The sequence below is a fragment of the Pseudomonas fluorescens genome (assembly GCF_900636825.1).
Taxonomy (GTDB): Bacteria; Pseudomonadota; Gammaproteobacteria; order Pseudomonadales; family Pseudomonadaceae; genus Aquipseudomonas; species Aquipseudomonas fluorescens_BG.
The window spans coordinates 855,416-878,258 of record NZ_LR134318.1 but is presented as its reverse complement, the minus strand read 5'-3'; the positions used below and the strand labels follow the sequence as shown (position 1 = coordinate 878,258).

The 22,843-nt window shown below is 57.2% G+C and carries 35 protein-coding genes and 1 pseudogene; 7 read left to right on the top strand and 29 right to left on the bottom strand.

Translation table 11 applies throughout. From position 1 onward, the window contains the following. The 27 genes from EL257_RS03905 to EL257_RS28240 all read right to left on the bottom strand — a co-directional run bounded on the left by EL257_RS03905 (nt 1) and on the right by EL257_RS28240 (nt 17,086). Nucleotides 1-522 (bottom strand): hypothetical protein, encoded by a 522-nt coding sequence (locus EL257_RS03905; protein ID WP_126360006.1) that lies wholly within the window; start codon nt 520-522, stop codon nt 1-3. After that, complete coding sequence (locus tag EL257_RS03900) at nt 515-925, bottom strand: head-tail adaptor protein (protein ID WP_126360004.1); 411 nt, start codon at nt 923-925, stop codon at nt 515-517. The genes EL257_RS03905 and EL257_RS03900 overlap by 8 nt, the downstream gene beginning before the upstream one ends. A 9-nt stretch (nt 926-934) precedes the next feature. Continuing rightward, nucleotides 935-1,243 (bottom strand): head-tail connector protein, encoded by a 309-nt coding sequence (locus tag EL257_RS03895; protein WP_126360002.1) that lies wholly within the window; start codon nt 1,241-1,243, stop codon nt 935-937. Then, nucleotides 1,244-1,462 (bottom strand): DUF7302 family protein, encoded by a 219-nt coding sequence (locus tag EL257_RS03890; protein WP_126360000.1) that lies wholly within the window; start codon nt 1,460-1,462, stop codon nt 1,244-1,246. It abuts the gene before it with no gap. A 57-nt stretch (nt 1,463-1,519) separates the two neighbouring features. Next, nucleotides 1,520-2,725, bottom strand: coding sequence for a phage major capsid protein (locus EL257_RS03885; protein WP_126359998.1), 1,206 nt, complete (start codon nt 2,723-2,725; stop codon nt 1,520-1,522). Next, nucleotides 2,722-3,363 (bottom strand): HK97 family phage prohead protease, encoded by a 642-nt coding sequence (locus tag EL257_RS03880; protein ID WP_126359996.1) that lies wholly within the window; start codon nt 3,361-3,363, stop codon nt 2,722-2,724. Before EL257_RS03880 ends, EL257_RS03885 begins: the two co-directional genes overlap by 4 nt. Beyond that, a complete protein-coding gene (locus tag EL257_RS03875; RefSeq protein ID WP_126359994.1) occupies nt 3,350-4,561 on the bottom strand; it encodes a phage portal protein in 1,212 nt (403 codons plus the stop codon). Before EL257_RS03875 ends, EL257_RS03880 begins: the two co-directional genes overlap by 14 nt. Before the next feature lie 7 nt (nt 4,562-4,568). Then, the gene (locus EL257_RS03870) at nt 4,569-6,263 is read right to left on the bottom strand and encodes a terminase large subunit (RefSeq protein WP_126359992.1); all 1,695 of its coding nucleotides are present in this window, start codon (nt 6,261-6,263) and stop codon (nt 4,569-4,571) included. Between the two features lies 1 nt (nt 6,264). After that, the gene (locus tag EL257_RS03865) at nt 6,265-6,750 is read right to left on the bottom strand and encodes a terminase small subunit (RefSeq protein WP_126359990.1); all 486 of its coding nucleotides are present in this window, start codon (nt 6,748-6,750) and stop codon (nt 6,265-6,267) included. 147 nt (nt 6,751-6,897) lie between these two features. Beyond that, nucleotides 6,898-7,239, bottom strand: a complete 342-nt coding sequence (locus EL257_RS03860; protein ID WP_126359988.1) for an HNH endonuclease — start codon at nt 7,237-7,239, stop codon at nt 6,898-6,900. A 27-nt stretch (nt 7,240-7,266) separates the two neighbouring features. Next, on the bottom strand, nt 7,267-7,605 hold the full coding sequence (locus EL257_RS03855) for a hypothetical protein (protein ID WP_126359986.1): 339 nt from the start codon (nt 7,603-7,605) through the stop codon (nt 7,267-7,269). Continuing rightward, a complete protein-coding gene (locus tag EL257_RS03850) occupies nt 7,605-7,976 on the bottom strand; it encodes a chemotaxis protein (RefSeq protein WP_126359984.1) in 372 nt (123 codons plus the stop codon). The genes EL257_RS03855 and EL257_RS03850 overlap by 1 nt, the downstream gene beginning before the upstream one ends. A 67-nt stretch (nt 7,977-8,043) precedes the next feature. Then, on the bottom strand, nt 8,044-8,511 hold the full coding sequence (locus tag EL257_RS03845) for a hypothetical protein (protein ID WP_126359983.1): 468 nt from the start codon (nt 8,509-8,511) through the stop codon (nt 8,044-8,046). 91 nt (nt 8,512-8,602) lie between these two features. After that, on the bottom strand, nt 8,603-8,881 hold the full coding sequence (locus EL257_RS03840) for a hypothetical protein (RefSeq protein WP_126359980.1): 279 nt from the start codon (nt 8,879-8,881) through the stop codon (nt 8,603-8,605). 111 nt (nt 8,882-8,992) lie between these two features. Next, nucleotides 8,993-9,541, bottom strand: coding sequence for a hypothetical protein (locus EL257_RS03835; protein WP_126359978.1), 549 nt, complete (start codon nt 9,539-9,541; stop codon nt 8,993-8,995). After that, entirely contained in the window at nt 9,541-9,840 is a 300-nt protein-coding gene (locus EL257_RS03830; protein ID WP_126359976.1) for a hypothetical protein, read from the bottom strand. Before EL257_RS03830 ends, EL257_RS03835 begins: the two co-directional genes overlap by 1 nt. After that, nucleotides 9,833-11,197, bottom strand: coding sequence for a tyrosine-type recombinase/integrase (locus EL257_RS03825; protein WP_331852528.1), 1,365 nt, complete (start codon nt 11,195-11,197; stop codon nt 9,833-9,835). Before EL257_RS03825 ends, EL257_RS03830 begins: the two co-directional genes overlap by 8 nt. Continuing rightward, nucleotides 11,194-12,570 carry a replicative DNA helicase gene (locus EL257_RS03820; protein ID WP_126359974.1) on the bottom strand — a complete coding sequence of 459 codons (1,377 nt, stop codon included), beginning with the start codon at nt 12,568-12,570 and terminating at the stop codon, nt 11,194-11,196. The genes EL257_RS03825 and EL257_RS03820 overlap by 4 nt, the downstream gene beginning before the upstream one ends. Beyond that, nucleotides 12,567-13,370, bottom strand: a complete 804-nt coding sequence (locus EL257_RS03815) for an ATP-binding protein (protein WP_126359972.1) — start codon at nt 13,368-13,370, stop codon at nt 12,567-12,569. The genes EL257_RS03820 and EL257_RS03815 overlap by 4 nt, the downstream gene beginning before the upstream one ends. Beyond that, nucleotides 13,351-14,115, bottom strand: coding sequence for a helix-turn-helix domain-containing protein (locus tag EL257_RS03810; protein WP_126359970.1), 765 nt, complete (start codon nt 14,113-14,115; stop codon nt 13,351-13,353). The genes EL257_RS03815 and EL257_RS03810 overlap by 20 nt, the downstream gene beginning before the upstream one ends. Beyond that, a complete protein-coding gene (locus EL257_RS03805; protein ID WP_126359968.1) occupies nt 14,112-14,336 on the bottom strand; it encodes a hypothetical protein in 225 nt (74 codons plus the stop codon). The genes EL257_RS03810 and EL257_RS03805 overlap by 4 nt, the downstream gene beginning before the upstream one ends. Continuing rightward, nucleotides 14,333-14,665: a hypothetical protein gene (locus EL257_RS03800; RefSeq protein WP_126359966.1), complete on the bottom strand. Its 333-nt coding sequence runs from the start codon at nt 14,663-14,665 to the stop codon at nt 14,333-14,335. The genes EL257_RS03805 and EL257_RS03800 overlap by 4 nt, the downstream gene beginning before the upstream one ends. Continuing rightward, the gene (locus EL257_RS03795; RefSeq protein ID WP_126359964.1) at nt 14,662-15,423 is read right to left on the bottom strand and encodes a Bro-N domain-containing protein; all 762 of its coding nucleotides are present in this window, start codon (nt 15,421-15,423) and stop codon (nt 14,662-14,664) included. The genes EL257_RS03800 and EL257_RS03795 overlap by 4 nt, the downstream gene beginning before the upstream one ends. Next, on the bottom strand, nt 15,420-15,680 hold the full coding sequence (locus tag EL257_RS03790; RefSeq protein WP_126359962.1) for a hypothetical protein: 261 nt from the start codon (nt 15,678-15,680) through the stop codon (nt 15,420-15,422). The genes EL257_RS03795 and EL257_RS03790 overlap by 4 nt, the downstream gene beginning before the upstream one ends. After that, a complete protein-coding gene (locus EL257_RS03785; protein WP_126359960.1) occupies nt 15,677-15,922 on the bottom strand; it encodes a hypothetical protein in 246 nt (81 codons plus the stop codon). Before EL257_RS03785 ends, EL257_RS03790 begins: the two co-directional genes overlap by 4 nt. After that, nucleotides 15,919-16,278: a DUF3077 domain-containing protein gene (locus EL257_RS03780; RefSeq protein ID WP_126359958.1), complete on the bottom strand. Its 360-nt coding sequence runs from the start codon at nt 16,276-16,278 to the stop codon at nt 15,919-15,921. The genes EL257_RS03785 and EL257_RS03780 overlap by 4 nt, the downstream gene beginning before the upstream one ends. 472 nt (nt 16,279-16,750) lie before the next feature. Next, complete coding sequence (locus EL257_RS28240) at nt 16,751-17,086, bottom strand: Cro/CI family transcriptional regulator (protein WP_172604534.1); 336 nt, start codon at nt 17,084-17,086, stop codon at nt 16,751-16,753. 61 nt (nt 17,087-17,147) lie between these two features. On the opposite strand from EL257_RS28240, the gene EL257_RS03770 reads away from it, so the two are divergent. The 5 genes and pseudogenes from EL257_RS03770 to EL257_RS27870 all read left to right on the top strand — a co-directional run bounded on the left by EL257_RS03770 (nt 17,148) and on the right by EL257_RS27870 (nt 19,364). After that, a complete protein-coding gene (locus EL257_RS03770; RefSeq protein WP_126359956.1) occupies nt 17,148-17,924 on the top strand; it encodes a LexA family transcriptional regulator in 777 nt (258 codons plus the stop codon). Between the two features lie 128 nt (nt 17,925-18,052). Beyond that, nucleotides 18,053-18,433, top strand: a complete 381-nt coding sequence (locus EL257_RS03765; RefSeq protein ID WP_126359954.1) for a LuxR C-terminal-related transcriptional regulator — start codon at nt 18,053-18,055, stop codon at nt 18,431-18,433. 87 nt (nt 18,434-18,520) lie between these two features. Next, nucleotides 18,521-18,709: pseudogene (gene csrA, locus EL257_RS27875) on the top strand (carbon storage regulator CsrA); the annotation flags it as partial. 179 nt (nt 18,710-18,888) lie between these two features. After that, complete coding sequence (locus tag EL257_RS03755) at nt 18,889-19,155, top strand: hypothetical protein (protein ID WP_126359950.1); 267 nt, start codon at nt 18,889-18,891, stop codon at nt 19,153-19,155. After that, complete coding sequence (locus EL257_RS27870) at nt 19,152-19,364, top strand: hypothetical protein (protein ID WP_126359949.1); 213 nt, start codon at nt 19,152-19,154, stop codon at nt 19,362-19,364. The genes EL257_RS03755 and EL257_RS27870 overlap by 4 nt, the downstream gene beginning before the upstream one ends. On the opposite strand, the gene EL257_RS27865 is transcribed toward EL257_RS27870, so the two are convergent. Continuing rightward, nucleotides 19,318-19,650, bottom strand: a complete 333-nt coding sequence (locus tag EL257_RS27865) for a hypothetical protein (protein ID WP_126359947.1) — start codon at nt 19,648-19,650, stop codon at nt 19,318-19,320. The two genes, EL257_RS27870 and EL257_RS27865, sit on opposite strands and share 47 nt — an antisense overlap. Before the next feature lie 287 nt (nt 19,651-19,937). On the opposite strand from EL257_RS27865, the gene EL257_RS03740 reads away from it, so the two are divergent. Both EL257_RS03740 and EL257_RS03730 read left to right on the top strand, forming a co-directional pair. After that, nucleotides 19,938-20,198: a helix-turn-helix domain-containing protein gene (locus EL257_RS03740; RefSeq protein ID WP_126359945.1), complete on the top strand. Its 261-nt coding sequence runs from the start codon at nt 19,938-19,940 to the stop codon at nt 20,196-20,198. Nucleotides 20,199-20,357: 159 nt separating this feature from the next. Continuing rightward, on the top strand, nt 20,358-21,551 hold the full coding sequence (locus EL257_RS03730) for an Arm DNA-binding domain-containing protein (RefSeq protein WP_126359943.1): 1,194 nt from the start codon (nt 20,358-20,360) through the stop codon (nt 21,549-21,551). Here the strand turns inward: EL257_RS03730 and EL257_RS03725 are convergent. Next, entirely contained in the window at nt 21,541-22,716 is a 1,176-nt protein-coding gene (locus EL257_RS03725) for a hypothetical protein (RefSeq protein WP_126359941.1), read from the bottom strand. The two genes, EL257_RS03730 and EL257_RS03725, sit on opposite strands and share 11 nt — an antisense overlap. Nucleotides 22,717-22,843 lie beyond the last annotated feature (127 nt).

The window sequence follows — 22,843 nt, the reverse complement described above, 5'->3', positions numbered from 1 at the left end:
TCAGCCCAGCGCGTTAGCGAACGCGGCAGAGAGAATCGATTGAACTTGCGAGGCCGAGTCTTGCAGAGCATCGGCCATGTAGTTATCGCGGGGGTTTATTCGCCACTCGCCAGAAGCGCGCTCAGCGAGCGCCGCCGCTCGCTCTCCCTTAGCGCGCCGATTGGTTTTGCCTTTCCCTTGCCCCGGTGCGAGCTTTCCAATTTTTCGGCCTTTTTTCACACCGTAGTGCAGATACGCCGGATAGAACTCTTCCATCGCCGAAGTTTTGGTTGGGGATATACGGACGAGGAAGCCGGATCGGGATACCTTAAAGCTGATCGACTCAACCGTTGCGCCCGTTCGATTCACCGGGTAACCGTCTTGGCCTTTGCCAAGAATAAGATTCATCTGCGCTCGCTGAGTAATCAGAAGCCCAACTTTGCGCATGCCTGCGCGGATCTTTCTTTTGTCGAAGGCGTCACGCTCGAAATTATCGAACCCTTCGACGTGCAGGTAACCATCGATCGATGCTGAGTTAGACATAGATTCCCGTCCCAGACTGTGATGGGCTGAGTTCCTCGACTTCGAGCAGCGTGAAGCGCCTAGTCCCATTCATGTCCGCAGAGCGTTTTACTCGATAGAGCGGGGTATCAGGGACCACCTCATAAACATCTTCAGCACCTGGCACTTTGGCAACATGCACGACTTCATGTGCATCGGTAATACCTTTGAGGATCCTGAACCAGATTCGATGCGTCACCTTGGCGTCGGTTTGTACGCCTTCGGCATACACCGCCGTGCCAACAGGCTGGATCTTCCCCCAGCGCCCTTTGAGCACAGAGAACAACGGATCCAGCCCCATGTCATTTGCTGGCAGATCAATCCTGCGGCGGATCGCCAAGCGCCGATTCAATTCGCCGGCGGCGGGTTCGCGATAAGCAGCCATGGCAGTTCCTCAGAAACGTTTGCGGTACCAGAGCAACCTTTCATAAGCGAGCGGAACTTCAGATGCGGAAACACCGTTCGATCCAATCATCACGGCCTCTCGGTTTGAGTACCAATGACCGACCAACAAGAGCACAGCCTGACGGACGTCTTTAGTCAGACCCATTTGCTCGGGCAGTAGCGGCTCTCCTTCGACAAGCACCCTGTCGCAGTGCTGCTCAACGTGCGCTAGGGCCGCATCGATATATCCCTGGATCGAGGCATCTTCATCATCATGATCGACACGTAAATGCTGCTTCACCAGGGATAGCTCGATCATTTACTTGCTCTCTTTAGGGCCAGTCGGCTTGGTGTCTTTTGGCTTTGCAGGCTTCGACTTGCCTTCACCGTCGACTTCCTCTGCCAACCCCTTGCCGATCAAGGTATGGGCATATTCATCATCTACATCTTCGAACACCTGACCGGCCTTCACAGAACTCGAGTCGGCACCCAGCAATTGCGCGTTACCGACAAATCCCCACAGCGCTTTGATTTTCATGTTGTCTCCTGAAATGAGAAGGCCGGCACAAAGTCCGGCCAGTGGTCGATGCGGGGATTAGGCCACGACGGTGAAGCGGCCTTTGACCAGCCCTTCACGGCGGCGCACGCCCAGGCCGAGGCGCTCTTCAACCAGCAGCGCGCGCTCGTTCTTGATGAACTGATCGTTGATCAAGCCCATCTTGAACAGGAACGACATGCGATCGAACAGCACGGACGAGCGAGCGAAGTTAGCGACCAAGAACTCGCCACCAGTATCTTCGTCACCCTCGTCGACACTGTCAGAAGTCACCACCGGACGGCCCCAGAGAACTGGGGTGACCAGCCCTTGCAGGTTCGCGAACAGGTAGCGGTTCTCGCCGTCCTTCTGCAGCTCGATGTTCATCCAGTCAAGTTCAGTCATTACGATGCCGTCGGCGGACAGCATCGATTGCTTGCGAACTTGGTAGATTGCGCGCCGCACAAGATCGATAGCAGTATCGCCAGCCTTGGTCAGCGCCGCGTCGTACACAGTGGCCTGGGTCATCAGGCCATTCAGGTTCTCACCGGTGCCGTCCCCCTTCAGGATCTGGCGCTCTTCCTCGAGCTTGAGGTCGTAACGCAGCAGTTCCTGCAGGTAGGCCATCAGCTGAGGAACGTCGTCGAGCGCCTCGTCGGTCACCGGCATCCAGACGGCGATCTTCTTCACTCGGTCGGTTTGGGTCGTGAAAGTCACGTTACTGGTGGGCTTCAAGCCGCCCTCAGCAACCGGCGCGGCGCCGCGGGTGTGCAGGTTTTCTTTGAAGAAGGTGTATTGCTGGCCCGTGACCGGAACGGTGGTCAGCAAGTCGCGGATGCGCAGTTCTTGGCGGATCCCCGGCTGAATGACTGGGTCATAGTTCGGCGCAACGATACCGGCGCTGGTGACCTTCATTTCCTTCATGCTGGCCATGTCGGACTTGGTCACTTCGATATCGGCGAGGGAAACACTTTTCGCCTGCAACGATTTGTAGGCATCGTCGTTTTTGACCAGGTCGATAAAGCTTTTGGACTCGCCCGGCTGGCTGCGCAGCTTGATGCCTTTTTCTTCAAGCTTCTGGACCTGTTCGATGACGCGCTCGATTTCGCCCTTCTGCTTTTCGATCTGCGATTTCATCTCAGTGGTGACGGTGTTGCCTTTTTGCATCTCATCGGCAACAGCGTCGTACTTTTTTTGCAAACCAGTGAACCCTTCCTTCAGTTGGGTTTCGAGCGTGGCTTTTACTTCTTGAATTGCATCGGTCATGGCGACACCTTAAAAAATTGGTCAAAAGTGCTGGAGAGTGTTTTCAGCCCTTCCACGATCGCCGTGGCCTCGCTGCCGCCGTCACGGCGTAGCGCGGGATAGCCGAGTGAGGCGACGGCTGCCGCCTCTTTCTGAGAAAGCCCCATTCGTTCGCGAAGGGCGTTCTCGAAAAGTCGAATGTCAGATTTCACGGTGAGAACCTGAGCCGCTGGATTCATGCCGAATGGCACGAAGGAACCTTCCCAAAGCTCAGCTTCCTTGATGATTCGTACGCGGCGGCCGGCGCGCTCTTCGAAGTCAGCCTTGATGGTGTTGAAACCGATCGACATGCTGTCCAGGATCTCGGCCTTCATGAGTTCGTACGCGTCTCGGGCGTAGCTCACCGCCAAGTTCACGCGCCCCTTCAGCAGCAGCCCGTAATCGTCCTGCGTGTAATCAGCAGCGCCAACAAGCCGAGTCAGGTCATGGTAGAGAGCGAGCTTCAACTTGCCGCCGCGTGTGGTTTTCACCCGGGTAAAGGCACCAGGCAAAATGACGTCGTCGCCAAGGTCGATGTTATTGAACACGGCGGCATAGCCTTCGAAGTTGCCGGCGTCGTCCACCGCCTTGAGTTCAAACGGGACTTCAAGCGTTGACATTTTTTTGCAGCTCCCACCGGGTAACCCGGTCGTATTCTTCGCCAGCCAGCGGAGGAAGGTTTTCTTTGCGACGAACCTCGTTGATGCACATCCAGCCAGAGCCGCCGGACCCACCGAGGGCTGCTTGGTAGTAGGTGGCCCGCCCTGCACTATCGGCTCGCAGCAAACCCTCTACGACAAACTCCACAAACTGGGGCTTGTCGCGAAAAAGCTTGTCGTTGATTTCGTCTTCAATAGCGTCGAGGTAAGGCTTGAGCCCGAACGTAACGAACCCACTGGTTTGCTGTTCCAGGTTCGACCCCATGATGGAAGTCTTCCCGGCGCGATTGGCCAGGTAGAGAGGAACGCCGTAGCAGCCGGCGATCGCTTCTTCTTGAAACTGCTGAGACTCGATGAACTGACTGTCTTTCTGGCTCAGCCCTGCAGGAACGATCTTCGGGCCGCCCTGAAGAATGCCCATGGAGCCAATGTCATTCACGTCGCCTTTGCGCACATCCGGAAATTTTTCCATGATCTGCGCTTGCTGGGTCTTCGTCAGAAACTGGTCGTAGATGACATAGCCGCCGGTGAACCCACCTTTGCGCATGAACATTGCGGACCAGTTTTGCGCTGTCTTTGACAAACCCATCGACTCGGCCATGTACTCAACCGGCGAGAGTCCGATGATCCCGTCGACGCTGAAGAGCTTGAAATGCAGCATGTTCTCCGGTGATACCGGAAAACGCTTGCCGCCGACTGTTGCCCAGTAGAGCAAATCGTCCGAGGTGTCGACTTCGACGTCGTCAGCACTGACCGGGATCAGGCCGATCCAATCACCGTTATCAGCCCTTTCGATAATGTTGTAACCGTTGCCACGCAACGCCATATTCACAACGGCGCACTTCAGAAAATTCAGCTTCGTCATGTGCGGGTTGGGCTTGCGCAACAATCGAGCTTGTCGGGTTTTGGTATCAGCCAACACCCGTCCAGCCGACGTATCTTCGAATATTTTCAGTGGTAGACCAGCAGCTGACTCGCTCAGGATCTTCACGCAGGACCACACGATCGGAATCGTAAGGGCGGTTTTGGCTGTGATGGTCACCCCTGATTTGGTGCGCTTCCCGCCGGCCAGCATTTCTACTTCGATGTATTCTCCGGTCGCAGGGTCGTTGTAGCCGAACATGCGCCATGTCAGCGGGTTGTACCAACGAGATGCCATATTCAGCCTATGAGTTCGAGCCGATGAGTCCGAAGAATCCGTCGGAGAGGTAATTGTCGAGGCCGCCCTGGGCCTGCGGGTTCAGCGAGATGAGCGATACGGCGTTGAAGGTCGCCATCAACGGGTCGATTTTGGCGAAGCCCGATGCTTGCTTGGTTATAAGAATCGAGTTGCCGCGAGGCTCTACTCGAGCATTGCCACAGCACCAGTTCATCAACGGTTGACCACCGTGCACCAAACCGCCTTCCGCGAGCCTGCGCTCAGTCGTTTTGATGGCGCCACCGAGCTTCCAGCCCTGAGAAATGCCGATCACCTTTTCCTCCGGCACCTCTGCCGCCACCAGTGCGTCGAGGATCGCGCCAACGCCAGCCGGGTCGACCCCCACCTTGTCCAATAGGCCTGCCATTTCGATGCGGGCGACCAGCTCTGCCACTTCCGTCACGTCGTCACCAATGGCTTTGACCAACGTGAGATGCCCATCGCGAGCAAAGTCATGGAACCTGGCTGCCTCGCTTTTACGGCGAATCAGTACGGATGGATGCGCCCATGCATGGGTCCACAACAGCCACTCCCTCGTATCGCGATCACGGCCGATAGCGGCAAAGCCAAGCAAGTCATCCAGTCCGCCGCCATCGATTCCAACATCAATGACTTCGCTGCGATCGAGCAAGTATTCGAAGCTGACTCCAGCCGGGCGCGCTTGCGCTTCCCAGAACTCGGCGCCAGCCCAGCGATCCGAGCGCAGCGCCAAACCGATCTCAACGTTCAAGTGCTTCGCAAGGAAGCCCCGCATTGACTCTTCGCCGTCTTCATTCGCCTTCTGAAACTCACGAAGCAGAAACTCGGTGTCGACCGAGGCGCCCATGTTGGGGTTGGTGACAAAGAAGTTGGCAGGATCCCGGTGTTTGTTTGCCTTGATCATTTCTTCCGGAAATTCATAAATCACCGGAAGGAAGCGTTTGTCGTTGATGCGCCCATCCCGAACGCCGCGGGCATAGTTCAGCTTCTGCCGAAAGACGCCAGCCGGAGGCTCGTCGGATTGGGTAGACAGAAAGATCGTGAAACCTTCAGGCCGTGATGCCAGGCCACCGCAGGCTTCACGCAGCATGTTCTCGGCGTTCGGACGCTTGCCGAACAACCACAACTCGTCGATCAGAACGCCGGTAGCTTTCTTGCCGCCGACCGTGTCGCTGTCGGCGGCCACTACTTTCAACGTGGCGCCGGTCAGGCGGTGAGTGATGGTCCGAGTGTGGTCTTGCACCTGGAGCAGTTCCGACAGTTCGTCATCGCTGTTCACCATGTCGCGAGCAGGGAAGAAACTGTTGTTGGCGATCTCAATAGTCGGCGCGAGGATCAGGAACTCTGCCGAATGACGCCAGTTGCGGATCAGCGCGGTGAGCATGATTCCCGCGGCGGTCGTCGACTTGGTGTTCTTCTTCGAGATCAGAAGGAAGAATTCGGTGATCAGCCGCCGGCCTTGCTCCGGATCGTACGAGCCGAACACTGAACCAACGAAATCGATGATCCAGTCGCGAGAGACTTCGCCCATCGTCGGCTTGCCGGCCATGTCCGCAACACGAAGCTGCTTGAAAACCTCCATCGCTTCTGTGCGTTCCGAAGGGAACAGTGGAGCAACTGGAACCAGCGACTCGCTCGCTAGGATGCGCTTTTCCCAATCAGGGCAAGCTGTTGTCCATTCCATTTCACTTCACCGCGCGGAGCGGTGGCGCGCCAGTACCGAAGCGACCGGCACCGGCCTGCTTTGCGGCGTCCTGCTTGTCCTGTTTCTTACCGGCATCACCCTTACGCTGGTGCATGAAGGGCATCAATGCCTTTGCCGCATCCACCCGAAGCTTGGCTTCACTGCCAAAGTCGTTCATTACGGCAAGCAGAAAATCTTTTGGGTCGCTGTGCCGCATCGCTTGGGCAAGATCGAAGCCAGCCTCAGTAGCCTCTTCGAATGCTTCGCCGACATCAGCGATGGGTGCAGAACGGGGTGCGCGGGCTTTAACAATTTTGTTAACGCTGGGCGCAGCAAGTGCAGCCATGACGTCTGGGTGTTTTGCCAAGCGCGAGCCGGCAACCGATGCGCTGTCGACCGCGTATCCCGCGGCGATGGCTGCATTTTTATTGGACGCACCTTCCCTAACAGCATTCACAAATGCCTGCTGTTTGGGTGTTAACGCCATTAACAAAAAACCTATGAGAGGAAAAAAATCTGTCCGTGCGGGGGCGAGTGGTCTAGAAGAAATTCACTTCCCAGAATTTCACCCCCCCCCGGTGGGGCAGTGACGTGCTGCACCTTGGTGGTGCGGCAGACGGGGCAACGACGTGCTTCACGCCTGACGCGTCATCAACGCCTCTTCCCGCTTCTTCACCGCGTCGTGGCAGGGCTTGCACAAGGACTGCCAGTTGGCCTGATCCCAGAACAGCACCATGTCACCACGATGCGGGATCTTGTGGTCGACGATGCACGCGGCAGTGACTCGACCTTCACGATCGCAGTACACACACAGAGGGTTGTCATTGAGGAAAGCGAGTCGCGCTTGCTGCCACTCGTAGGTGTAGCCACGCTGGTTGGATGTTCGCTTATCAGCCCGCCATGAGTCAGGCTCAGCTGTTGCCACTCGATCACCCTGCGTTTTGACGCGAGTCGCGAGTGTCTTTAGGCGAGCCATCAAATACCTCCAGCCATCCAGCAAGCGTTAGGGCGTTTGCCGTTCAACGGCTTCGTTGACCTTCTCTGCTGCCTTGCTCGCGGTATCGGCGGCTTGGACTGCTGAGTTCGACGCTTCCTGCACTTTTACCGCTGCATCCTGCGTCTTCTCGGCCAAGCTACTGAGGCGGACGTCGCGCTTGCCCAGCGCTGCATCGTAGGCGGCGCGAACTTCGGCGAGCTGCTTGGTCTGCTCACTGCTTGCTGACCACACGCCGGCTTGGTAACCCAGGATCAGGCCGCCGGCGAGCAGCAGCGCAGCGATCACCCAGATCTCTGCTCGGCGCCACCAGCGGCGAGCGATGAATTCCATTGCGCATCTGTCCATCAGCTGATGCCTCCCAGCTTGGTACGCAGGCGGGCGATCTCTTCGCTCTGCGAGGTTACCGTTGCGGTGAGCTGTGCGACCTGGCTGGTGAGGGCTTCAATCTTCCCTTCCATCCGCCCGACTGCGGCGGCGAGCTCGTTCCGCTCCTTGGCGAACTGGTCAGCGCGAGCTTCAGCCTCCTTTCGTGCAACGCGCTCGGAGTCCAGCAGCTCATTCAGCCGGCGAAGCGTGAAGATATCGGCGTTATCCATCGCCCTGTCGGCAGCATCCTTCGACAGGAATTTACGCAACCAAAGGAATGCTGCCAGCAACACGGTTCCAGTACCGCCCAGCCAGGTGGCTGTGCCTGGGCCGAGGTCAGTAGGGTCCATCCGATACTCCATAAACGAAAAACCCCGGCAATCGGCCGGGGTCAGAATGGTATACAACGGGTAATGTCTAAAGGGTTTCAGCCTTGCTTTTGAGAGCGTCTGCAATTTTGTCCATCGAAGTACGGTATGCGACGGAGTCATAACGAATAATACGCTCGCCACCAATAAACTCTGCACTGTGAATACTGGGCTTGCCGTCCACTGCACTCAAGGCGAGATCAATTGATATCTCACGAACATTTCCTTGTGAAATGTCGGGCAGTGCCACATTGATCGTGAAAGGGATTGAGCGCTCCGTCTTCTCGTAATCCGATGGATCAAAGGTCGAGATGGTGCCTATTGATTTTTTCTGAGTGAACGTTACGTAGTGACGCTCGCGGCCTTCCAGAACGTAGGTTGGCGATGGCAGCTGCAAATATTCAACAAACTGCGTTCCAAACGCCTCAAGTAGCCTAACAAGGTTGCTCCAGTAGGTACGTTCTTTACTTATTGCCGCACTCGAAGCGGCCTGCAGATCGGAAAAACTAGGCATCATGTGATCCTTCCGTGATGGCTTATTAGCATGTCACGAACCGGGGGCACAAAAAAGCCCGACGCAATGGCCGGGCTTTTTCTTAAATCAAAGACTAAAACGCTTCGGGTGTTAGCTCGAGATCTTCGACGAGTCGAACATCCATACCCATCAGAACACTTTTGCTGACGTCATCAATGCTGCTGACAGCCTGAAGCCTGTGCTCGATCGCTTGAGAGTAACGCTGTCTATAGGCGTGTTCGTGCTCAAGAATCACTGACAGCGCCTGCTCAAGCGGTAGGTTGGTTGCCATTGCAATCACTGCTTTTGATGGCGCCTCGGCAGGCTCGCCTTCCGGAGGCCAAAGCATTTCTTGCAAAGTTATGAGAAGCATATTCGTCCCTGATCAGTAAAAAGCCCAACTCGATGGTTGGGCTTTGGGGGTTCGCATCTTCAAGACGCAGAACCGCAATGTGGGTAATTAAATTCTCATTTTCTCAGCGAATCAAGCACTTTCTGCAATCAGCTTCGCTTCGTTGAGAATTACCCACGCCGAACTAATCGCTGTATCGCGCTCGGCCTCCAGCCAGTTGCGGATGTCCGATCGCCATCGATACAGAGTTTTCTCCGGTGTTGGCGTGTCTGCGTTGTCCCAAGTGTGCAACACCATGAACGAGTCCGGCAGGCGCGGCGTCGCCCATGCAGTCACGCACTTCGTTTTGAACAAATGGTGCGCCCTCCCCGGCGCCGAGCGCACCAGGTGAGCGATGGCCGCAATCCGCTGCTGCTGGGTTGAGCCGTCCAGATCGACCATGAAGTGAGCCACCAGCACCTGCCAGTGATGCGGTGCCAAGACACGACGCAACAGTGACCGCGTCATACTGTCCTGAGTGAGCTGGTCGAAACGATCCATTGGGCATGGATTGTCAGCCCGTTTAGCCTCCCACCCCTCCGACGGATATTTGTTCTGCCAGCCCGCGCCTTTGTGCAAAGAGATCGAATCGACGTTCATCGCTCGCATAACGCCATGTTCGGCGCTTCGGTAGACCGACATCAGGCAGCCCTCCGGATTCGGCGCGGCGGCGGTGCATCGTCCAGCCCCAGCAGGTTGCGCAATAGACGATCCGCCGTCTTGCTCTTTGCGTTTCCTTCGGCGACCCAACGCTTGCAGTAGTCACCGAACCCGATGTTCACCCGGGTAGCGTGCCAACTGGCGACCATGTCCAGCAGACAGGCCATAGCGGCGGCACCGCCGATTTTCTCTTGGGCTAAGCCCTCGCCGGCGATCTTCAAAAATTTACGCTCATGCTCAAGCAGGCTTTTCCGCGGCAATGCCGCTGTGACGTTACTCATTGCCGTCTCCTTGCTGATGGTTTGGTGTGTCCGGAGTCTCGCTTTTGTCTAAAAACCTCCTCCTCGGAAGTGGATACTGATTCACGCTGGAAGCCTCGTTATTCATGGTCTCGGCGGGTAACGACTTGCCTTCCTGTCTCGCGAATGTCTCGCCGTGCAATGCCTCGAAACCTCGTTGATCGAGATAGGCATGCCAAGTCTCCAAGGCCTGCCGCTTGAGCTGCTCGGCGGAAGTGTGAATGTATGCCTGGTCGAGATCCTTCATGGCGTGGTTGAGCAGCAGCTCCCCGACCATGTAGTCGACACCCAGGTCAGTCCATGCTGTACGAGCCACCTTGCGCAGGTCGTGGCTCGACCATTCGCCATGCGCCAGATGCGTGAACATGGTGCTTGCCTTGGTCGCGCTGAGGGCATGCCCAGCGCTACCCGGAAACAGGAACTGCCCGGTGTAGCCCCGCTCCTGTTGGGAACGCCGATACCGCTCGATCAGCGCTGTGGCCTGGACGGTCAGCGGCAGGGTGTGCGCCGCTTTGGTTTTGGTGTCGGCTGCCGGGATGAACCACTTACCGGTGACGGTGTTGACGTTCTTCCAGCGCGCCAGCCGGGTTTCGCCTAGGCGCGTTCCGTGGCAGAGCATCAGCCCAGCCAGTGCACATGCCGCCGGCGATTCGTCGAACTGGCAGGACAGCATTTCCAGCAGCCCGGGAACATCGTCGGAGTGGAGGCGCGCTGCTTTTGCCTTGATCTTGGTCCGCACGAAGTCGGTGAACTCCAGGCCAGCCAGCGGGTTTATGGCCAGCAGGTCAAGGCGGTAGGCCTGTCGCACGGCCACGCCGAGTACACCCCAAACCGAGCGCACGAACGACAACGCATAACGCTCCTGCATCGGCATCAATAACAGGCGATCGATCGCTGGCCGGTTCAGTTCCGCTAGCGACAATCGCCCCAAGCGTGGCAGCAGATGTCGTTTCAAGGCCGACTTGGCGCTAGCTTTGCGTTTCTCGGACAGCGAGCGGTCGCGGAGCATGCGGTCTTGGTACCAAATCAGCAGTTCTTCCATCGTTGACCAACTGGTGGCCGTGGATTTGGCAGCCGGGTCAGCAGAGCGGCGGGTAAGGATGGCCGGCAGTGTGGCCAGCATCGCTTTGGCGTTGATTCCGGGATAGTCGCCTGCCTTGCCCCACCGTCCGGCGATCACAACGTGCCAGGCACCTCTGGCGCGGTCCACCGTCGAATACCGGAAACGCAACTGGTGATACCGCGGATCACGCAGCTGCCGAATGTCGCTGTTCTGGTGCCGGCGGATCTCGGCATCACTCATGGACACAACGAGTGTTCTTCTTGGACTCAGGGTCATGATTGCGGTCTCCCCCGGTACTGGCTAGCGAACGAGCGGCCCATTTCGATCTCCTCGTTGCTCGGCTCACGGTTGCCGGCGAAATTGATGAATCGCGCGTATTGGCCCTGCTGCTGAACGAGACATGAACCGACCGGCGCGTGCCTGCACTTGGGCATGATCAGCTCGGTAACTCCGTTCTGGCCTTCCTCCGAATCCATGTCGCGATGTACGAGGATGATGCAGTGGGCGTCCGCCTCGATCTGGCCGGAATCGCGCAGATCCGAGGCGATCGGCTTCTTGCCCGGTCTCTTGGTCGAGTCGCGGTTGAGTTGCGCCAGCAGAATCACCGGCACCTCCAACTCCTTGGCAATGTTTACGATGCCGGTCGAGATCTTCCCCAGTTCCGAAGTGCGGTTGAACGCCTTCCCGTCGGAGCCGATCAGGCCGATGTAATCGATCACCACTACGTCGAGACCATGAGCGCGCTGCACCTCGCGGGCGATGCTGCGAATGCGCGCCACCGTCAGACCGGACTTGTCGCAAACGAACAGCGGCACGTCGACGATCCTGCTCACCGCCGAAGTCAGCCGCGGCCAGTCATCATCCTGCAGCTGTCCGTCATCGAGCTTTCGCAGGTCAATACCACCAATGGATGCCAGCGCACGATTACCCAACTCCTCCTCCGGCATCTCCAACGAGAACACCATGCCTACGCCGGCGCCGCTGCATGCGACGTGCTGCGCGATCTGCAGGCCGAGCGTGGTTTTACCGCTCCCCGGCAGACCGGCCACGATGGTGACGGTCTTTTTGCGCAGACCACGGATCAATTTGTCCAGATCGACCAGCCCGGTCGACAAGCCAGATTGCAGCTTGCCGTTGAACTTGGAGTCGATGATGTCGATGTTGCGATTCACCACCTCGTCCATGCGCTTGTAGTCAGGCTCACCGGTCTGCAGGTCTCGCAGATCCGCCATTGCCTGCTGGGCGCTGGCGATGATTTCGGCGACAGGCCGATTCTCGGTTGCCAACTCCCGCACCGCGTCGGCAGCGTCCACCAAGCGGCGCAGCACGGCGCGCTCGGTCACAACCTTGGCATAGGCCTTCCAGTTGGCGGTGCTGGGCGTGTTGCGTGCCAGCTCGGCGGCGTAGGCCAGTGTTCGGGTGCCGCTCGGGAGATATTCAGCGAAGTCGTGCAGCGTTACCGGGTCAACCGGGCTTCCAGTTGCATGACAGCCAATCATCGTTTGGAACAGCGCGGCATTCTCCGGATCATGAAAGTCTGCTGAGGAGACCTGGCTGGTGATGGCGTCGAACAGCTCGCCATCCAGCAGCATCGCCCCCAGCAAAGCGTGTTCAGCCTCATCACTGAACAGTTCGCGATATTCACTCATGCGGTGGCCCTCATCGAAGACCAGCTGAAGCCGACTGCATGACCACCGCTCTGGCGTAGGCGATCGAGCGCGCGGTCTCCGATGAACTGGTCGAGAGCATTGGCCGGCAGGTTGGACACCACCACAGTGGGCAGGACAAGCTGATACCGGCGATCGATGACTTCATGGAGCAATCCCAGTTCGTACTCGCTCCCCTTCTGCGCGCCAATCTCGTCGATCACCAGCAGGTCCAGGCTCGCTAGTTCGTTGATCACGTCGCGCTCGGTGTAGTCAGCGCCGCGCACCATCGCGCCCTTGGCGATGCGGATGATCTCTGCGGCCGAAACGATCAACGCCGCTGCGCTGAACTTCCGAATGACCTGCTGAACCATCCCGCTGGCCAGATGCGTTTTCCCGGTACCAACGTTGCCGGAAAGGATCAGCGAGCGGCCGGCGCGGTAGTTCACTTCGAACTGATCAACGTACGACTGACAGGTCGACAAGGCGCGGACCTTTTCCAGCACCGCACCGGTGGTGAAGTTCTCCAGCGTGCACTCCGCGAACCGCGGCGTAATACCCGATCCGATCAGCAACTCGTTCAGCGTCGTCGCTTTACGGCGGGCCAGCGCCTCGGCGTGGGCTTCGCTGCGTTTGTCGGCGGTGTTCATCGCCTCCCACTGGCACCGGCGGCAAGCGCGCACTAGATAGGACCCGTCGAATTGCTCCACCTCGGCGCCGTCGACTGTGCCATGCACCGGGCACTGTGCCTCGAAAAAGCGAACATCCGGCACGCGGCTGAACTTAGAAATTGGTTTGGCCATGCGGCACCTCCGGATAAGCGTCTGCTTCGTGTTGCGGCAGGTTGGTGAAGGTCGATGTTTTCCCAGTCGCCGGCGCGAGCTCGTCATGCCAGCGCTCGCCGTTGAGCCAGGTCGCGGCGTTCGGGATGTAACGCCCGCCATCCTTCGCCCAGTCCTCGGAGACGCAGTGGCTGCCCAAAGCGGTGATCAAGGTCTCGCGTAGGTCATCGTTGGGCTTCAGCTTCGCCCATGCCTTGGCGGCGTCCTTGCGTGATTTCTTCTTGGGGTACAGTTTCCAGAACTGCTCAAACCCTTCATCCGAAAGCACTTTCCCTTCGCCAGATACCGAATGGTTTTTAGTGCTCCTTGTATTGTTGCTGTGTGTATTGCTCCCCTGCGTGTTTTCCGAAGGGGGTTCGACGCCTTTTCCGAAGGGGTTCGCAGCGTTTTCCGAAGGGGTATTCGGAAAACCGAAGGGGTCGACAAGTCGAAGTCGTCGCTCGACAACACGCTTTCCTTCGCGGATCAGATCCACCCGCAAGTGCCCCTTATCAACGAGCCCGCTGATGATCTCGGAGACCCGAGAAATCGACAGATTGAAGAATGCGGCGAAGTGAGCATTGGTCGCGTAACAGCCGCGAGGACCGGTATCCAGACTCGAAATCTCACCGAGCATGACTTTCTCGTTGGGCGACAGCGTGCGATCGAGCCAGCGTTCGGCCGGGATCCACACGCCTTGAAATTTGCGCGGGGTGTCGGTGTTCATATATCCAACTCCCCGGTCACACGACGAACGAAGGCGTCATAGGTCTCAGCCATCACCAGCCCCTGATCCTCCAGAGCTTGGCGATAGGCCTTCGCGCTCGAGTACATGACCCAGCGATCACACTCTGGCAATCCTTTGAATTGGCTGTAGCTCGGCCACGGGCCAGCGATTAGCGACACGGGGCCTTTCTCGGCGGTTGTGGTTTGCGGGAGGCGGTTCATTGCAGCGTCTCCCAGACAGGGAGTTGAGGCGTTTCAGGCTCCAGCACCAGAACTTCAAGCTGCCTTTGCTGCACAGCCTTCTGGAGTTCGTCCGGGTTAATGCCAGTCAGTCGGCGCACCAGCACGCGCAGTGCCAACGCCGCGTGCGCCGCCTCAAACTTGGCGTCCTGCATGCAGTACTCGATGCCCTCTTCGTCGAAAAGGATCTCTTGCACCAAGACCGCGCCGGTCCATGCCTTGTATGCGAGCTGGTCGTTCGTGAAGCGCTCCATGTACGCCTCGTCGATCACGGTAGGTTCCGTGGTCGGGTTCGCTGTTTTCTCAGTCATGCGGAAGTCCTCTGGCGCAGCTTGAACCGGCCTTGCTGAATATCGGGGTGGGTGGCTCGCTCGGCCGTGACGAAAGTGCACTCGGCAACGAACCGGTCGAAGCGACGGGTGATGTCGGCTGTTGGCCAGATCGCGTATGGCTGGGCGCCGTCGTCGGCGTGGCTGCGCACCATGGCGAACGGCAGAGGCGCGCCGGGGATATCGCGCATCACGGCGTTGACCACCCACGGCGGGATGCCATGGCGCAAGTTGATTCGCTCGCGGATGGTGGTCATGGATTCGAAACCGGCCGGCCTTGAGTCGAGGTAACGGACCTGCTCTACGTTGGCCACGCGCGTCTCGATCCGCGCCAGCGCGACCTGCTGCTCCGCCTGTTGGCGTTCGACGTTGATCACCGCTTGAGCCTGCGCCAACAGTTGCTCGCCTGGCGTCATCGGTTGCTGATAACTGCCCGTCTTGCGAATGCTGGGCAATACCTCACCCACGACCCACTCCTCGAATGCCTCTGCCGCGGGCATCTTCGAGCGCATGATCAGTCGGTAAACATCCCGCTCAGGCATGACTTTCGTCATCTGGTCGCCGCCTGCGGAAGGGATGAGGATTTCCCTCACCCCCTTGCAATGCGTGCGGACCGCCTCATGAGGGTTCGAGTACTCGAGGAGATCGGCGACATCCTTGGCGACAAACCATGGCTCACCCTGGGCATCGGTGATCACGCGGATCTCAGCGCCGCTGAAATTCAAGGGGGTCAGATTCATTGAACACCTCCCCCGGCGTTCTCGGACTTGGCAATGAGCGTGGCGAACTCATCACCACGGTTCATCAGCTCGCTGCCGATCAGGCGCAGGCCTGCCGCCAAGCCACCAACCACGTAACCGTCCAGCGCCTGGTCACAGAGTTCCGGATCATGAGCGCCCACGGTGCCGATGAACTTCGCCAGCGCATCAACGAAGTAGCCGGCCTGACTCATTGCATCGGCCTCAATCTTGAGGCGATCAACAGAAATCGAAGTCATGGCCGTACCTCCGCCGCTTCTGCGTCAAGCATCTGCTGCTCAAGCGTCGAGTACAGGCTGTACGTGATGAACTCAAGCGCCAGCAGCACCCCGTATTCCTCGTTCGGTGAAAGCGCGCGTTCCTCGGCGGTGTCGCCCGTCCCATGGTTTTCGCGAAGCAGTTTCGCCAGGTGGTAAGCACCAAGGCCTGCCCGGTGGTTGCGCTGCGCTTCAATTACGTCGATCGATACCGGCGCGCTCATTGGGCACCGCCTTGGCTTTTCGCATGCATCACGGCATTGGTGGTCGAGTCCACCAGAGCTTTCGAAATCTCAACCAGCATGCGAAGGCCGAAGATGGCGTTCGTTTCCATCCCCTCATCAGTGAGCGCCGTCATAATTTCATCGACCGCCCCGAGCAGCATCGAGGCTGAATTCAAAGCCTCCTCGCAGTCTTGCCCGGCCTGAACAGCAAAAAGAGGACGCGAGTGAATGCCGTCTGCGCTGACGCTCTGGTGGTAAAAATTCGAATGCGTGGTGAGCATCTGCTGTTGCATCCGGTTATGTCCGGTGCTATTTTTCGGGTGCGTCATATCGTTCTCCAGAACGAAGAAGTACATAACCACTCGTCCTACCGAGTGGCGTGATAAGCCCGCTTCCTACAGCGGGCTTTTTGTTGCCCGGAGAAAAGTCAGCCGGACAGCAAAAACTTGGCGGGGGCGTGCTGGCTCATGCCGTATTCCTTTTCATTGGGCAGGCAAAAGCCAACCAGTGGAAGTCGCTCAACAGGCCCTGGCGAGGGCCTTCCCTTTTCACCCGTATTGTGTAAATCCGTAAGGTACCCATGAATCGAGGGCCTCAGGAGGGGCGAGTTTTCGAGTACGCATGCCAGCGCCATTATGTAATTCCTCCGAAATTTCTTGCCTTTACCTAGGTAGTGCTTGGCAACTACCCCCGATAAGGAAAGAAAATTTCGGCATAGAGCCATTTGGCTGAAACCACATACGATTTGGCGGTAACGGCATACAAATAGCTCAGGAAACCGCGCATGCGCGGAATCATTGACCTGAGCGCATGCGAAAACTTTCATACTCACTGCCCAGCACTGGATAGATAAACAGATGGTTCACCAGACTCTTCAAGCGGCAATGAGGCGCGTATCTTTTGGCTCATGGTCGGGGCAACACACGGATTTGAGCTGAGCCGCGATGGAAAGCTCTTGGTTTCAAAAGCGGTAAACCTGCCGTCAGCATGTTCGATGACAAAAACGTCGCGGCCCACGCGTAATGCCTTGCTCAGCGCACCTTGGGTAATTCCCAAAAGAGACGCTGCCTCTGGCTGGCCGCGAGCCTTCGCGAAATCTTTCAGCTGGGTATGTTTCACAGCAAATCTCCAAACAGAACTTTGCCAAAATAGTACCTTTGGCATTTTCACAAAGCAATACCTTTGGCATTTGTTAAACTATTACCGATGGGAATATTATCGACTGATGAAAAAACCATTACCTGCTGACCGCAAAGAAGAATGCCTACGCTTGAAGGCAATTTTCACAGCCAAAAAGAAACAGCTGAAGCTGACTCAGGAAAAACTGGCTGAGCAACTCGGCATCAACCAAAGCTCTGTCTCTCACTATCTGAACGGTGTGAATCCGCTGAACACCGAGATCGCGGCTGCATTCGCCAAAATTTTGGATGTGCCGGTTTCTGACTTCAGTCCGCGTCTGGCGGCGATCATCGAGATGGTTGCGTCGTCGCGCGTCACCGCAGACTCATTTCGAACAACCTGGGCTAAAGCCGCTCGCATCATTGATGCCCCCCCACGCGAGCAATATGTCCTGATACCGCAGTATTTAGACGATAACTCTTTCGTTCCGAACGTGAACGACGAACATCGCGGGTTGACCGAGGGCATGGTGTTCAGGCGCGGCTGGCTCCAAGAAATGGGAGTTTCGTTTAGCAGTCTCAACATCGTTTACGCCGGCGACGACAGTATGGCCCCACATATTTTGTCCGGCGACGTGGTCATGATTGACACGTACAAGCCGGCCCTAAAGGATGGTGAGGTCTATCTCGTCCGCATGCCTGATGGCAGGACTAGCGTCAGGCGGGTAGCGCAGCAAATTTCTGGAAACTGGACGCTCAGATGCGACAACCAGGACAAGCAGCTATTCCCCGACGAGGTGATCCCGAGTTCAGCAGCCGTCGATCTCCCCTTGATAGGAAGAGTGGTATGGCGCGGAGGGAGTGTGAGGGTATCCAGACCCTAGTCGCAAAAAGCCGCCGCTGTTGAGCGGTGTTTTTTGCCCAGTAAAAATTAATATTACCAAAGGTATTTACATAAATAATTACCTTTGGTAATTTTTACTCCATCGCACCCAGCATGGAGCTTCACGAAATGACCACCAGCACTCTGACCGCCGGCAACTGGCAGGGCAACCTCAAGATGGGCCTGGCTCCTCGGGAGCTTGAAGCCACCCTGTGGGCTGCTGCCGATATGACGGTGAAGCAAATTGGTCGTGCAATGAGTATCAGTCCAGCCACCGCTGAAAAACGTCTTGAAAGCGCCCGCTTCAAGCTTGGTGTCAAGACGATGCGCGGCCTTGTGCTGGAGGCATTCAAGCGCCAGATCATCGCGCCCCTCGTGGTCCTGCTGTGCTTGGTGATGACTGCCCAGCAAGCTAACACCGAACAGTTTGGGCGCATCCGCCGCCCAGGCGAGCGCCGCATTGAAACCCGCGTGGCCGTGCGCCGCATCGAGGTTGCCCTCACCGCTTAACCCAACCTGATTTTCGCGAAAGCCAACACCGCGGCCGGGATTCGCTCGGCCTTGAGAAAGCTTCTCCCAACTCAAAGGAGCAGGACCATGTTGATTCTTACCCGCCGATCTGGCGAGACGATCCGTATTGGCAATGACGTCAGCGTCACTGTTTTGGGCATCACAGGCCAGCAGGCGCGCATCGGTATATCCGCGCCGGAGTCGGTCGCCGTGCACCGTGAGGAAATTCACCAACGCATTCAGGCAGGCATCCCGAAGGATCAACAGCCGATGCACATCGACGATCGCGTCCGGATGGTCAACGCCGAGCCGGCCTTCCTCACGGTCGTGTTCAAGCTGCCGAGCCTGAGCGAAGCGAAAGCCCTGCTCGAACACTTGCCTTTCCGTGAAAAAGCCTTGGGCACCGAGGCAGAAGTATTCGGGTACTCGGCCGGCAATCTCATGGAGAGCACCCCATGCGAGCAATGATCATCGCCGCCCTGCTGATTGCCGGCCAAGCCAGCGCCAGCGAGCAAGTCATCAGCGTCCGGCACGACAGCGCACGCGGCGTTACCTGCTGGATATTGAACAACACCGGCATCAGCTGCCTGCCGGATAGTTCGCTCCCACAGAACGGAACTGCCGAGCGTGAAACAGGCCGGGCGTCTCAGGCCAGTTCAGTGACTGAGAAAGGGCTTTCGGTGGCCATTCCGCTCCCACAGGATGAGAGGTTCAATCTATGAACAGCCCGAACAGTTTCCTGGAACGCGACCGTGAGAGCGTCACCGGGGGCAACGAGTTTGCAAGCTTGGGCGCCCGCCTCGTTCGTTTCGGCCAGGCCCTTCAAGAGCCCAGCACCACAGTCAGCGAGCTGGGGCGCCTAGCGCAGGCCTGTGGCATCAATTTTAAGTTGCGCGTAGCCGCCGACTCGCAGGAGCGTTCGCATGAATGAGCCGATGACCGCTAAGCGCAACCGCATCCGCTGCCACACTCCTGGCTTTACCCACTCCCCACAAAAGCGCGGTGGTCATGGTTTCGCCAGGGCGTTCGGTGTACGCCTCTTCGTGAATGATCTTCAGGTCCTCGGAGTAAACACCGACAAACAACTGAGTAGCTCCTTTGCGGGAAAGGCGGACTTGGACATCTATGACGATTCCGCCATCCAAGACCTCACTGTGCGTTCTGTGGTGAAGCTCGCAATCCGCCCACATCCAAAATGTCGATCCGCGATGAGGCATTTTCGTCGCACTCCTTGTTTACGAGAGATTGTTGACCGCAAAAACAGAAGCTGTAGATACCTCCAGTCTATTGGGACGTCAATGGATTCTTACAAACGTTACAGGTGTAACGTTTTAGTAGGGCTGTACAGCCGTCGCGACGCCGCGCGTGTGACCGATCCCGATCAGCGAGGCCTTGCCAATCATGAGGCGATCACCAGCGCGACCGAGCGGTTCTTGAACGAGGCCGGTGGCAAGCTTCACGGGCGCACCGGTGCGTTGATGGCAGTGATTGCAGGTGGCCGCGTATGAATACCAAGCCCATATTCGATGGTGAAAAGCTGGCGCTACTCAGAGCGCGGGCCGGCACCACCCAACGCGACCTTGCTGAAAACGTCGGGACAACTTCGTCCATGATTTGTAAGTACGAGGCCGGCAAGTGCCAACCCAGGCTAAAGGCGGTGCTGCGCCTGGAGGAAGCGTTTTGCGTTGAGCACGGCGGGCTGTATGTGAAGGTCGCGACACCACTCACGGATAATGAAAACGTGTCGCGACACGATAAGCGGTGAAGCTATGCGCTACGTGACCGTCAGGAAATTTGCCAGCGAGTCTGGCTACACAGAAGACGCGATCCGCTCAAAGATCCGTGACGGGATCTGGCGGCTCGGTGAGATATGGATCAAAGCGCCGGATGGCCGGACGCTTCTCGACATAGAAGGATATGAGTCATGGGTAGAGGCGGGCGGGGAGTTCGGGCAGTCTCCGATTCGAGCATCGAAATCACGTTCATGTATCGGGGCGTCCGGTGCCGCGAGCGGATCACGCTCAAGCCCACCGCCACTAATCTGAAGAAAGCCGAGCAGCACAAGGCCGCGATCGAGCATGCGATATCGATCGGCACCTTCGACTACTCGGTAACCTTCCCTGGCTCGGCCCGGGCGGCGAAGTTCGCGCCCGAGGCGTCGCGCGAAACCATGAACGGCTTTTTGACCAGGTGGCTCGAGGCGAAGAAGAAGCACGTCGCCAGCAGCACGTTCGATGGCTATCGAAAGCTGGTCACCCTCCGCCTGATCCCCGCCCTGGGCGACACCATGCTGGTGGACCTGAAGCGGAAGGCTGTGAGGGACTGGCTGGACACACTGGAGGTGAGCAACAAGACGTTGAGCAATATCCAGAGCTGTCTCCGCTCCGCGCTAAACGATGCGACTGAGGAGGAACTGATCGAGCAGAACCCATTGGCGGGTTGGACTTATACGCGCAAGGCAGCGCCGCCAAAGGAGGATGACGTCGACCCGTTCAGTCCGGAGGAGCAGCAGGCGGTGCTGGGCGCCCTCACCGGCCAGGCTCGCAACATGATGCAGTTCGCCTTATGGACCGGCCTGCGCACCAGCGAGCTCGTCGCGTTGGACTGGGGCGATATTGATTGGCTGCGGGAGGAGGTCATGGTGAGCCGCGCAATGACCCAGGCTGGAAAAGGAAAGGCCGAGACGACGAAGACCGCGGCAGGTAGGCGTAGCGTGAAACTGCTTCGTCCTGCGATGGAAGCGCTGAAGGCGCAGAAGGCGCACACTTTTCTCGCAGATGCCGAGGTGTTTCAAAACCCGCGCACGCTTGAACGCTGGGCGGGTGACGGGCCGATCCGGAAAACGATGTGGGTGCCGGCGATGAAGAAGGCAGGCGTCAGGTACCGGCGGCCTTATCAGACTCGGCACACCTACGCATCAATGATGTTATCGGCCGGCGAGCACCCAATGTGGGTGGCCAAGCAGATGGGGCATACTGATTGGACCATGATCGCCCGGGTATATGGCAGGTGGATGCCTTCAGCGGATACAAATGCTGGAGGGAAGGCGGAACTGATCTGGAGCAAGGTAGAACGCCCGGAGGCGAGCGCTCTACTTGACATAAAATCTAGTTCTTAACAGACACTACGCCCCATTGCCCTTGTTGATCTGAATAGATAACTTTACCAATGGAATCTTTGATCGAAACAGATAGAACGAGTGTTTTTTGGCTGTTTTGAGCGCTCAGCTGAAAGTGCTCAGGCAAAGAAATATGCAGGCCTTGCTGGTCAATTACTCCTGCCTGCTGGAGGTTATAAAGCTTATATAGCTTCCCTCCTTCAGCAGTCGTGATTTTCAGATCTGAATCTTTGAAGCAAGCTACTACATTGTAGTTTTGTCCATTCATACCGCACGTAATGGTTGCCGTGTAGAAAGCAGGTGGCGGAGGCGGAGGAAGGGAAGCAACATATGCGGCGTGCGTTTTATCAGCGTCGGAAACAATACTGTCAATACCTGAATTAAGGTTTGCGAAAAAAGCTCTGAGATCACTAGTAAATTTCGCCCCTTGCGCAGCGCACAATTTCGACATGAATTGTAAATCCTTGCCACGACTAATGATCTGCTCGGTAGAAGACAGCGCTTGAACAGACGGCTCTACATATTTAGGGCGCTTTGCGGATAGCATTCCTGCCACCGCCTCTGGAAGGACATAGGTTACCGCGACTCCACAACTTTCTGGAGAGGCAACAAAAGCGCTATCAGACATCAGCTTATTTGCATAAACCCGATAATCAGACAGTCCATTCAGTTTGAGATGACCGTCACGATACCTAGGAATTTTATCGCCACCATTCTCTTCAATCATGTCAATAAACATGTCTCGAGTGGCAGCGTAGGTATCAAAAGGTATGAGCTTTCCAGGGTCGGAATAGTTGCTAATTACTACCCATAATCCCCAGTCCTTCATTCGCTCAATGAATCTGTTGTATTTGACCAACTCCGATCCATCGGAAACTTCGCCGTGAAAGCTCCCCTGCATATCATCATCTGTGGCCATGGAGACGGCAGAAGCAAAGAGGAGCGAAATTCCCAGAATGAAATGTGGAAGGCGCATCATGATCCCTTGTGATGATTTTTGCTGGCTCTGGGCCATCAGATAGAGTCTCGGCAGAAGACGGGAAAACTTGAGCCCCATGTGCGTGATTAATGAAATGACAGCAAAATGGCAGCTTGCGGGCTGAAAGCCAAGTAATACGCGGGATGGATGCGGGTTCAAATCCCCCCGGCTCCACCACTTCAACATCTAAAGACGTCCACGGACGTCTTTTTTTGTGCCTGCGATCCAGTAAATACGCGGCCTCCAGCGCTTTTGCGGTCTTTTGAGAGTTTTTGAGTTGCAACCGTTGGGGTATTCCAGGCGGTATTCCACC

Excerpts from the sequence above, each read along its gene's own strand:
- EL257_RS27865 (WP_126359947.1), bottom strand. The coding sequence starts at position 19,650 with ATGCCTCATCGCGGATCGACATTTTGGATGTGGGCGGATTGCGAGCTT.
- EL257_RS03840 (WP_126359980.1), bottom strand. The coding sequence starts at position 8,881 with ATGCTTCTCATAACTTTGCAAGAAATGCTTTGGCCTCCGGAAGGCGAG.
- EL257_RS03785 (WP_126359960.1), bottom strand. The coding sequence starts at position 15,922 with ATGAGCGCGCCGGTATCGATCGACGTAATTGAAGCGCAGCGCAACCAC.
- EL257_RS03835 (WP_126359978.1), bottom strand. The coding sequence starts at position 9,541 with ATGTCGGTCTACCGAAGCGCCGAACATGGCGTTATGCGAGCGATGAAC.
- EL257_RS03830 (WP_126359976.1), bottom strand. The coding sequence starts at position 9,840 with ATGAGTAACGTCACAGCGGCATTGCCGCGGAAAAGCCTGCTTGAGCAT.
- EL257_RS03860 (WP_126359988.1), bottom strand. The coding sequence starts at position 7,239 with ATGGCTCGCCTAAAGACACTCGCGACTCGCGTCAAAACGCAGGGTGAT.
- EL257_RS03800 (WP_126359966.1), bottom strand. The coding sequence starts at position 14,665 with ATGACTGAGAAAACAGCGAACCCGACCACGGAACCTACCGTGATCGAC.
- EL257_RS03855 (WP_126359986.1), bottom strand. The coding sequence starts at position 7,605 with ATGGACAGATGCGCAATGGAATTCATCGCTCGCCGCTGGTGGCGCCGA.
- EL257_RS03740 (WP_126359945.1), top strand. The coding sequence starts at position 19,938 with ATGAATACCAAGCCCATATTCGATGGTGAAAAGCTGGCGCTACTCAGA.
- EL257_RS03790 (WP_126359962.1), bottom strand. The coding sequence starts at position 15,680 with ATGACTTCGATTTCTGTTGATCGCCTCAAGATTGAGGCCGATGCAATG.
- EL257_RS03725 (WP_126359941.1), bottom strand. The coding sequence starts at position 22,716 with ATGTTGAAGTGGTGGAGCCGGGGGGATTTGAACCCGCATCCATCCCGC.
- EL257_RS03755 (WP_126359950.1), top strand. The coding sequence starts at position 18,889 with ATGCGAGCAATGATCATCGCCGCCCTGCTGATTGCCGGCCAAGCCAGC.
- EL257_RS03895 (WP_126360002.1), bottom strand. The coding sequence starts at position 1,243 with ATGATCGAGCTATCCCTGGTGAAGCAGCATTTACGTGTCGATCATGAT.
- EL257_RS03900 (WP_126360004.1), bottom strand. The coding sequence starts at position 925 with ATGGCTGCTTATCGCGAACCCGCCGCCGGCGAATTGAATCGGCGCTTG.
- EL257_RS03765 (WP_126359954.1), top strand. The coding sequence starts at position 18,053 with ATGACCACCAGCACTCTGACCGCCGGCAACTGGCAGGGCAACCTCAAG.
- EL257_RS03870 (WP_126359992.1), bottom strand. The coding sequence starts at position 6,263 with ATGGAATGGACAACAGCTTGCCCTGATTGGGAAAAGCGCATCCTAGCG.
- EL257_RS03885 (WP_126359998.1), bottom strand. The coding sequence starts at position 2,725 with ATGACCGATGCAATTCAAGAAGTAAAAGCCACGCTCGAAACCCAACTG.
- EL257_RS03770 (WP_126359956.1), top strand. The coding sequence starts at position 17,148 with ATGAAAAAACCATTACCTGCTGACCGCAAAGAAGAATGCCTACGCTTG.
- EL257_RS28240 (WP_172604534.1), bottom strand. The coding sequence starts at position 17,086 with ATGCCAAAGGTACTATTTTGGCAAAGTTCTGTTTGGAGATTTGCTGTG.
- EL257_RS27870 (WP_126359949.1), top strand. The coding sequence starts at position 19,152 with ATGAACAGCCCGAACAGTTTCCTGGAACGCGACCGTGAGAGCGTCACC.
- EL257_RS03865 (WP_126359990.1), bottom strand. The coding sequence starts at position 6,750 with ATGGCGTTAACACCCAAACAGCAGGCATTTGTGAATGCTGTTAGGGAA.
- EL257_RS03905 (WP_126360006.1), bottom strand. The coding sequence starts at position 522 with ATGTCTAACTCAGCATCGATCGATGGTTACCTGCACGTCGAAGGGTTC.
- EL257_RS03825 (WP_331852528.1), bottom strand. The coding sequence starts at position 11,197 with ATGACCCTGAGTCCAAGAAGAACACTCGTTGTGTCCATGAGTGATGCC.
- EL257_RS03810 (WP_126359970.1), bottom strand. The coding sequence starts at position 14,115 with ATGAACACCGACACCCCGCGCAAATTTCAAGGCGTGTGGATCCCGGCC.
- EL257_RS03875 (WP_126359994.1), bottom strand. The coding sequence starts at position 4,561 with ATGGCATCTCGTTGGTACAACCCGCTGACATGGCGCATGTTCGGCTAC.
- EL257_RS03820 (WP_126359974.1), bottom strand. The coding sequence starts at position 12,570 with ATGAGTGAATATCGCGAACTGTTCAGTGATGAGGCTGAACACGCTTTG.
- EL257_RS03815 (WP_126359972.1), bottom strand. The coding sequence starts at position 13,370 with ATGGCCAAACCAATTTCTAAGTTCAGCCGCGTGCCGGATGTTCGCTTT.
- EL257_RS03845 (WP_126359983.1), bottom strand. The coding sequence starts at position 8,511 with ATGATGCCTAGTTTTTCCGATCTGCAGGCCGCTTCGAGTGCGGCAATA.
- EL257_RS03795 (WP_126359964.1), bottom strand. The coding sequence starts at position 15,423 with ATGAATCTGACCCCCTTGAATTTCAGCGGCGCTGAGATCCGCGTGATC.
- EL257_RS03730 (WP_126359943.1), top strand. The coding sequence starts at position 20,358 with ATGGGTAGAGGCGGGCGGGGAGTTCGGGCAGTCTCCGATTCGAGCATC.
- EL257_RS03850 (WP_126359984.1), bottom strand. The coding sequence starts at position 7,976 with ATGGACCCTACTGACCTCGGCCCAGGCACAGCCACCTGGCTGGGCGGT.
- EL257_RS03890 (WP_126360000.1), bottom strand. The coding sequence starts at position 1,462 with ATGAAAATCAAAGCGCTGTGGGGATTTGTCGGTAACGCGCAATTGCTG.
- EL257_RS03805 (WP_126359968.1), bottom strand. The coding sequence starts at position 14,336 with ATGAACCGCCTCCCGCAAACCACAACCGCCGAGAAAGGCCCCGTGTCG.
- EL257_RS03780 (WP_126359958.1), bottom strand. The coding sequence starts at position 16,278 with ATGTACTTCTTCGTTCTGGAGAACGATATGACGCACCCGAAAAATAGC.
- EL257_RS03880 (WP_126359996.1), bottom strand. The coding sequence starts at position 3,363 with ATGTCAACGCTTGAAGTCCCGTTTGAACTCAAGGCGGTGGACGACGCC.